The 7,999-nt window shown below is 70.3% G+C and carries 8 protein-coding genes; 4 read left to right on the top strand and 4 right to left on the bottom strand.

Translation table 11 applies throughout. From position 1 onward, the window contains the following. From D471_RS0126550 to D471_RS0126535, 4 genes are all read right to left on the bottom strand, one after another. The coding region (locus D471_RS0126550) for an EamA family transporter (RefSeq protein WP_017601421.1) at positions 1–594 on the bottom strand (594 nt) is incomplete at its 3' end. Positions 595–696: 102 nt separating this feature from the next. Then, a complete protein-coding gene (locus D471_RS0126545) occupies positions 697–2,022 on the bottom strand; it encodes an ABC transporter substrate-binding protein (protein WP_017601420.1) in 1,326 nt (441 codons plus the stop codon). A gap of 18 nt (positions 2,023–2,040) precedes the next feature. Beyond that, entirely contained in the window at positions 2,041–2,949 is a 909-nt protein-coding gene (locus tag D471_RS0126540) for a carbohydrate ABC transporter permease (protein WP_017601419.1), read from the bottom strand. After that, entirely contained in the window at positions 2,939–3,907 is a 969-nt protein-coding gene (locus tag D471_RS0126535; RefSeq protein ID WP_017601418.1) for a carbohydrate ABC transporter permease, read from the bottom strand. Before D471_RS0126535 ends, D471_RS0126540 begins: the two co-directional genes overlap by 11 nt. A 413-nt stretch (positions 3,908–4,320) precedes the next feature. Here D471_RS0126535 and D471_RS0126530 point away from each other — a divergent pair, with 413 nt between their 5' ends. The 4 genes from D471_RS0126530 to D471_RS36385 all read left to right on the top strand — a co-directional run. Further along, positions 4,321–5,640 (top strand): Gfo/Idh/MocA family oxidoreductase, encoded by a 1,320-nt coding sequence (locus D471_RS0126530; protein ID WP_017601417.1) that lies wholly within the window; start codon positions 4,321–4,323, stop codon positions 5,638–5,640. Further along, on the top strand, positions 5,637–6,809 hold the full coding sequence (locus tag D471_RS0126525) for a Gfo/Idh/MocA family protein (RefSeq protein ID WP_017601416.1): 1,173 nt from the start codon (positions 5,637–5,639) through the stop codon (positions 6,807–6,809). Before D471_RS0126530 ends, D471_RS0126525 begins: the two co-directional genes overlap by 4 nt. Further along, positions 6,806–7,654, top strand: a complete 849-nt coding sequence (locus D471_RS0126520; protein WP_017601415.1) for a DUF6807 domain-containing protein — start codon at positions 6,806–6,808, stop codon at positions 7,652–7,654. Before D471_RS0126525 ends, D471_RS0126520 begins: the two co-directional genes overlap by 4 nt. Before the next feature lie 57 nt (positions 7,655–7,711). Next, positions 7,712–7,999 (top strand): NAD-dependent epimerase/dehydratase family protein (locus tag D471_RS36385; protein WP_040691429.1); only part of this gene is annotated, 288 nt, incomplete at its 3' end.

The raw sequence follows: 7,999 nt of genomic DNA, 5'->3' as shown, positions 1-7,999 counted from the left end.
CACCGCCAACGGATCCGCGTCCTCACCCGTGGCATCCGACAACAGGAAGAACCCCGCCTGCGCCGCGGCGGCCCCCAACGCCAACCCCACGCCCACCGGGTCCAGGCGCATCCCCGCCCACACCTCCAGCAGAAGCCCCAGACCGGCCACGGCCAGCACCACGCCCACCATCGCCGCCGGAGACACCCGGGTACGACGCACCACGCGGAACCACACCAGGACCAGCACCGGGCCGAGGAACTCGATCAACAACGCGACCCCCACCGGGATCCGCGCCACCGCCCCGAAGTACAGCGCCTGCACCCCCGCCATGGGCACCACCCCGTACCCCAACACCAGCCACGGCCGCCGCAACGGCACCCGCCAGTGCACCACCGCGATCGGCGCCAGCACCAACGCCGCCCCCGCCACCCGCAACCACGTCACCTGCAACGGATCCATCCCCGCCGCCAGCAGCGGCCGGGCCGCGACCCCCGCCCCACCGAACGCCAGAGCCGCGGCCAGGGCGAAGGCCAAACCCGAGGCACGATGCCGAACCGGCTGCACGGACACGGAGAACCTCCAGGGGGTGATGATCGGATCTTCGCCGAGCATAGGACCCCAGGTTCCACCGACGTGCACCGAGTTCACGGAACGCCGGACACGGCCGTGGGCTGTGCGGGAGCGCTCCCGCACAGCCCACAGGAACATCGGGCGTCAGGCCGAACCGGTGGCCGTCGCCACCTCCGACATGAACCGCTCCGCCGCCTCGGCGGGGGTGATGTCGCCGAACGCCAGGTCGTCGGCGATCCGCTTGGTGATCTCCACGACCTCACCGGCGCCGATCGGCGGCGGCGGGTTGCCGTCCACGATCGTGCCCTCGACCTCGGACAGGAACACCGCGCTGCGCGCGTCCGGCTCCGACAGCGAGTCCGTGATCTGCCCGCGCACGTCCACGTTGGCGGGCAGGCCCCGGTCGGCCAGGATCAGCTCCGCCGCCTCCGGGCTGTTGAGCAGGAAGTCGACGAACCGCGCCGCCTCCTCCGGGTGCTCGGACTCCGACGAGATCGCGTAGAACATGGCCGGCTTGAAGAACATGCCACTCCGGTCCTCCTCGGTCTCACCGGGGTAGCGCAGCAGTTCGAGGTCACGCCCGGACGAGGCCGTCAGGCCGCCCAGCTGGTTGGTCCAAAAGTGCGCCATCGCGCCCGTGTTGGTCGCCAGGACCGACTGGTCGGGGCCGCCCGCCTCGATCTCGACGCTCTCCGACGCGCTCGGCTGGCCGCCGTTGTCCAGCAGCTCCACCGTCAGTTCGTACCACTCCTCCAAGGTCTGCCGCGAAAAGCCCAGGGAGCCGTCCTCGTTGTAGAGGCGCTCCCCCCGCTGGCGCGCGAAGATCTGGAAACCGTTCTCGTTGTAGGCCATGCTCTGGGTGCCCACGACGTCTCCGCCGGTGGCCTCGCTGATCTCTCCGGCGAGTTCGACGTACTCCTCCCACGTCCAGCTGGAGTCGTCGGGCAGTTCCACGCCCGCGTCCTCGAAGGCCTGCGTGTCGGCCATGATCGTGTAGGCGTTCACACCCGTGGCCACGCCGAAGGTCCGCCCGTCCAGGTCGCCGCTCTCGGCGATCAGGGGGTCGATGTTCGACAGGTCCAGGGTCTGGTCGAACTCGCCCAGGTCCGCCAGGGCGCCGCGTTCGGCGTACTCGCGCAGGTACCGCTCCTCCTGCGTCATGATGTCGGGCGCGTCACCCGCCGCGGTACTGGTCGCCAGGCGGTCCCAGTACCCCGACCAGTCGCTGTAGTCCCCGACGATCCGGATGTCGGGGTTCTCGGCCTCGAACAGGTCGATCACCTGCTGTGTCGTGGAGTGCCGGTCATCCGCTCCCCACCAGGAGAAACGCAGTTCCACCACACCGTCCTCGGACTCGCCTCCCCCGCCGCCGCAGGCGGTGGCGGTCATGGCGAGGGCGCTCACCCCGGCGATGAGGGGCAGGAGGGTGGAGCGGCGGCGGGAGGGCCCGCCGCGGGGGATGGCTCGCATGGGTTCGTTTCCCTTCGACTACTTGATTCCGGTGGTGGCGATGCCTTTGACCAGGTATCGCTGGCCAGCCAGGAAGAATCCGAAGACCGGCCCCAGCGCCACCACCGACATCGCCAGCAGCGGACCCCACGAGGTCTGCGACGTGGCGTCGACGAAGGTGCGCAGCGCCACGGGCACGGTGTACATGTCCGGGCTGGTCAGGAAGATCAGCTGGCTGAAGAAGTCGTTCCAGGTCCAGATGAAGGTGAAGATCGCGGTGGTGGCCAGGGCCGGCAGGGACAGCGGCAGGATCACCTGGAGGAAGATCCGCACGTGCCCACACCCGTCGATGCGCGCGGCCTCGTCCAGTTCCTTGGGCAGTCCGCGGATGAACTGCACCATCAGGAAGACGAAGAAGCCGTCGGTGGCCAGGAGTTTGGGGACGATCAGAGGCAGGAAGGTGTTGATCCAGTCCAGCTCGGAGAACAGGATGTACTGCGGCACGATGATCACGTGGATCGGCAGCATGATCGTGGCGAGCATGATCGCGAAGAACAGCCGCTTGCCGCGAAACTCCAGCCGCGCGAAGGCGTAGGCGGCCATCGAGCATCCGATGAGGTTGCCGATGATCGCGCCGGCGACCACGATCGCCGAGTTGAGCAGGTAGTGGTGGAACGGGTACTCCAGCGCCGTCCACCCGTCGGTGTAGTTGCTCGGGGTGAAGGTCTCCGGGACCAGGCCGGGGGCGCGGAAGATCTCCTCGGTGGGTTTGAAGGAGCTGGCGAGCATCCACAGCAGCGGGTAGAGCATCACCAGTCCGGCCGTGATCAGGCCGATGTGGGTGAGCAGCCGCCGGACGCGTTCGCCGCGCGAACGCTCCCGTGTCCGCGGTGCCCGCGGTCGTGTCTTCGGCCGTGTCCGTGTGGGGGCCGTGGTGTCAGTCGCCATAGAAGACCCAGTACTTCGAAGCCAGGAAGTTCACCGCGGTGAACCCACCGATGATCACCAACAGCAGCCAGGCCATCGCCGAGGCGTAGCCCATGTCGAAGGAGCCGAAGCCGCGCTGGTACAGGTAGAGCGTGTAGAAGAGGGTGGAGTCCGAGGGCCCGCCGGTGCCCGAGCTGACGATGAACGCCTGTGTGAAGGTCTGGAAGGCGTTGATGATCTGCAACACCAGGTTGAAGAAGATGATCGGGGTGAGCATGGGAACGGTGATGTTCCAGAACCGGCGGAGCGGCCCGGCGCCGTCCACGGACGCGGCCTCGTAGTACATGGTGGGGATCTGCCGCAGGCCGGCCAGGAAGATCACCATGGGGGCGCCGAACGTCCACACGTTGAGCACGATGAGCGTGCCCAGCGCGTAGTCGGGGTGGGAGACCCAGCCCGGCGCGTTCTCGACCCCGAGGAAACCCAGGACCAGGTTGATCAGGCCGTCGGCGCCGAAGACCTGCCGCCACAGGATCGCGATCGCGACGCTGCCGCCCAGCAGCGAGGGCAGGTAGTACACCGACCGGTACAGCGCCAGGCCGCGCACGCCCCGGTCCAGTACCAGCGCCAGTGCCAGGGCCAGGGCGAGCTGGAGCGGCACCGAGGTGAACACGTAGACGAAGGTGACCTTCAGCGCGCTGAAGAGCCGTTCGTCGTCGAGCATGCGCTGGTAGTTGTCCCATCCGACCCACGCGTGGTCCCCGATGAGGCTGTAGTCGGTGAAGGAGAAGTACAAGGAGGCCAGCAGCGGGCCCGCGGTGATGAACAGCAGTCCGATGAACCACGGAGCCAGGAAGCCGTAGGCGGCGAGGTTCTCCCGCCTGGCGCGGTTCCCGGAGCGTCGGGGGCGTTCGGCGCGCGGCGCGGGTGTGTCGGGTTCCGTCTGCGCCGCGGACCTGCGTTCCAGCAGGGCGTTCACGGAGCCCCACCGTCCGGTGGGGGCTGCGCCCCGGTGGCGGGCGTGTTCGGGCCTGGGTTCATGACTGGAGACCGCCAATCTGGATCGGAGGGGACGGGCGCTGTGCCCCTGTGAGGGAGAACACGGGGCGAATCGGTCGAAGCCGTCTTGGTAAGCGCTATCCAGATACTAAGATTGATCAGTTTCTAGCATCGGGTTACACGGGTGTCAACGACGGGTTTCCCCCAAACCGTGCTCCGTACCCCCGACCAGCGCGATGTCGGCGAGCACCCCGAGGTGTGACCACTCCCGGAGGCGACTCCCCGCACCCCTCATCTCTGGCGCCACCCCCGCCCCGTCGAAGGCGACGCCTCGCGCGGCGCGACCTCCACAACGGCCCCCACCCTTGTCGAACGCTATGGAAAGCGTTTACCATGCGGTGTGTGAACGACACCACCCCACGCAGGTACGCCATCGTCGGAACCGGATCCCGCGCCCGCATGTACACCTGGGCGCTGACCGTGAGCCACCGGAACCAGGGCCGACTGGTCGCCCTGTGCGACACCAACCGGACCCGGATGGCCGTCCACAACCGGATCATCACCGACGCGGGGTTCCAGGCGGTCCCGACCTACACCCCCGACGACTTCACCCGCATGCTCGCCCGGGAGCGGGTCGACGAGGTCATCGTGTGCACCGTCGACCGCACCCACGCCCACTACGTGGTCGCCGCCCTGGAAGCCGGAGCCGACGCGATCACCGAAAAACCCCTCACCGCCGACCTCGACGGGCTGCACCGCATCAACGAGGCCCAGGCCCGCACCGGGGGCCGGGTGACCGTCGGCTTCAACTACCGCTACAACCCCGTCCACCGGCAGCTGCGCGAACTCATCGCCTCCGACGTCATCGGCGAGATCGGCTCGGTCCACTTCGAGTGGCTCCTGGACCTGCGCCACGGCGCCGACTACTTCCGCCGCTGGCACCGCGACAAGACCCAGTCCGGCGGCCTGCTCGTCCACAAGGCCAGCCACCACTTCGACCTCGTCAACTGGTGGATCGGCGCCCGCCCCACCGAGGTCTTCGCCCGGGGCGACCTGTTCTTCTACGGCGACGCCAACGGGCGCCGCCACGGCCTGGCCGCCGACTACGACCGCACCCACGGCTCGTCCTCCGCCGCCGACGACCCCTTCGCCCTGCACATGAGCGACAGCCCCGACCTCAGCGCCCTGTACCTGGACGCCGAACACGAGGACGGCTACCACCGCGACCAGAACGTCTTCGGCCCCGGCATCACCATCGAGGACGACATGTCCGTCCTGGTCACCTACGACACCGGGGCCCGCCTGAGCTACCACCTGGTCGCCTACGCCCCTTGGGAGGGCTACCGGATCTCCCTCACCGGCAGCAGGGGACGCCTGGAACTGGACATGACCGAGTTCGAGTACACCTCCCCCCACCAGGACGAGACCACCCCCGTGCGCGGCATGCCCGCTCCCAAGGAGAACACCACCGCCCGCCTGTGGCTGCGGCGCCACTGGCAACCACCCGAGGAGATCCCCATCGCGGTCGGCGAGGGCTCACACGGCGGCGGCGACCAGGTCATGCTCTCCTCGCTGTTCGGCGGAGCCGACGACGGCATCCGCCCCGACCACGCCGACGGCGGCAACGCGCTCCTCACCGGCCTGGCCGCCAACGCCTCCATCGCCTCGGGAACCCCGATCAGGGTCGACGACCTACTGAAGGCCCAGCGGTGAACGCCCCCGTCCCCATCCTGCTGGCCGGGGTCCACGGCCACGGACGCCACCACCTCAAAGCCCTGCTCCCCCTCAGCGAGAGCGGCCTCGTGCGACTGGTCGGCGTCTGCGACCCCACGCCCCCCGCCGCCGACGACGACCTGGAAGGTCACAGCGCCGTCCCCCACTTCGCCGACCTGGGCGAGGCGATCGACGCCACCGGCGCCAGCGTCACCATCCTCGCCACCCCCATCCCCACCCACCTGCCGCTGGTCCGCACCGCCCTCGACCACGGCTCCCACGTGCTGCTGGAGAAGCCCACCACCGCCACCCTGGCCGAGTTCGACCAGCTCGTGGCCGCCGTGGACGCCTCCGACCTGGCCTGCCAGATCGGCTTCCAGAGCCTGGGCTCCCACGCCCTGGACACCGTCCGCCAACTCATCGACGACGGGAGCGTCGGAGAACTACGCGGTATCGGCGGCGCGGGCACATGGATCCGCACCTCCACCTACTACGACCGGGCCCCCTGGGCCGGGCGGCGCCGACTCCACGACCGCGACGTCGTCGACGGCGCCCTCACCAACCCCTTCGCGCACGCCGTGGCCACCGCGCTGTCCGTGGCCGGGGCCAGCGCGAACCCACCGGCCCAGATCGAACTGGAGCTGTTCCACGCCCACCCCATCGAAAGCGACGACACCTCCTGCCTGCGCATACGCACACCCGACGGCACACCCATCACCGTGGCCGTGACCCTGTGCGCCCAGGAGAGCCTGCCGCCCCGACTGACCGTCCACGGCACCCTCGGCCGGATCGATCTCGACTACACCCTGGACCGGGTCACCCTCCACCGCCCCGGCCGCGCCCCGCTGACCACCACCCATCCGCGCACCGGCCTGCTGGAGAACCTCCTCGCCCACGTGGACGGGGACGCTCCCCTCCTGGTCCCACCCCGCGCCACCCACGCGTTCATGCACGTGCTGGAGGCGGTGCGCACCGCCCCCGACCCCGTCACGGTCCCCGACGCACGCCAACGGGTGAGCCGCACCCCCGAGGGGACCCGACGCGTGATCACCGGGATCGACGCCCTCGTCCACCGCAGCGCCCAGAGCCTGGCGCTGTTCTCCGAACTCGACCCCGCCTGGTCCCCCGACGTCCGGGCGCCCGAGCCCACCGTGGAGGCCCGGCCGTGACCACCGCCGACCTGTCACTCCAGGGTGCCGTCCTGGCCCGCCTCCAGGACGGCACCCGGATCGAACCGCACCTGTCACCCCGTCCCTACCTGCACCCCGTCCGCACCACGGGCGGGACGATGGTCACCGAGGAGTACCCCGACGACCACCCGCACCACTTCGGCGTCAGCGTGGCCGTCCCCGACGTGTCCGGGGTCAGCTTCTGGGGAGGAACCACCTTCACCCGCGACCGTGGACCGGTCCTGCTCGACAACCACGGCCGCCAAAGCCACGTCTCCTGGACGGTCCGCGAGCCCGACCACCACGTGCAGGTGCTGTCGTGGACCGACACCGGGGGCGGGGAACTCCTGAGGGAGGAGCGCACCACCCGCGCCCTGCCCCTGGACGAGCACACCTGGGTCCTGGACCTGCGCGTCCGGCTGACCAACACCAGCGGCCGGGACCTGAGCGTGGGCACCCCCGCCACCAACGGACGCCCCGGCGCGGGCTACGGCGGCCTGTTCTGGCGGGCCCCCATCGCCCCAGCCCCGCCCACCTGCACCGGCGCCGGGGGCCTCCACGGGGAGAAGGCCCTGCACGGCTCCCGCGCCGACTGGCTCTCCATCGCCGGGACCACGACCCACGGCGCCCCCTGGACCCTCGTCCTCCTCCAGCCGGGCCCCCGCGCCGACCCCTGGTTCCTGCGCGCCCGGGAGTACCCCGGCGCGGGACCCGCCCTGGCCTGGGACACCCGACTGCCCGTGCCCCGGGGCTCCACCCTGGAACGGCGGCTGCGCACCGCGATCCACGACGGACACACCACCGACCCCGGCGACCTGGCCCGGTGCGCCCGCGACCTGGCGTGACCACCCCCACCCACACACCCCACACCCAGGAAGAACGAACCCAGGAAGGCGGCGCCCATGCGCGTCCTCGTCACCGGCGGCTCGGGACGGCTCGGCCGCAGTGTCGTGGCCACCCTGACCGAACGCGGCCACCACGTCGTCTCAGCCGACACCTCCCCCTCCCCCGACCCCGGAGTGGAGGGGATCGTCGCCGACCTGCTCGACGAAACCGCCCGCGAGGACGTTCTCACCCGGGCCCGCCCCGAGGCCGTCGTCCACCTGGCCGGCATCGCGGTGCCCTTCACCCACCCCGACCTGGACACCCTGTCGGTCAACACCCGCCTGGCGTGGGCGGTGCTGTCCGGG

Source organism: Nocardiopsis lucentensis DSM 44048 (assembly GCF_000341125.1).
Taxonomy (GTDB): Bacteria; Actinomycetota; Actinomycetes; order Streptosporangiales; family Streptosporangiaceae; genus Nocardiopsis; species Nocardiopsis lucentensis.
This window is presented reverse-complemented; position numbering and strand designations above follow the sequence as displayed.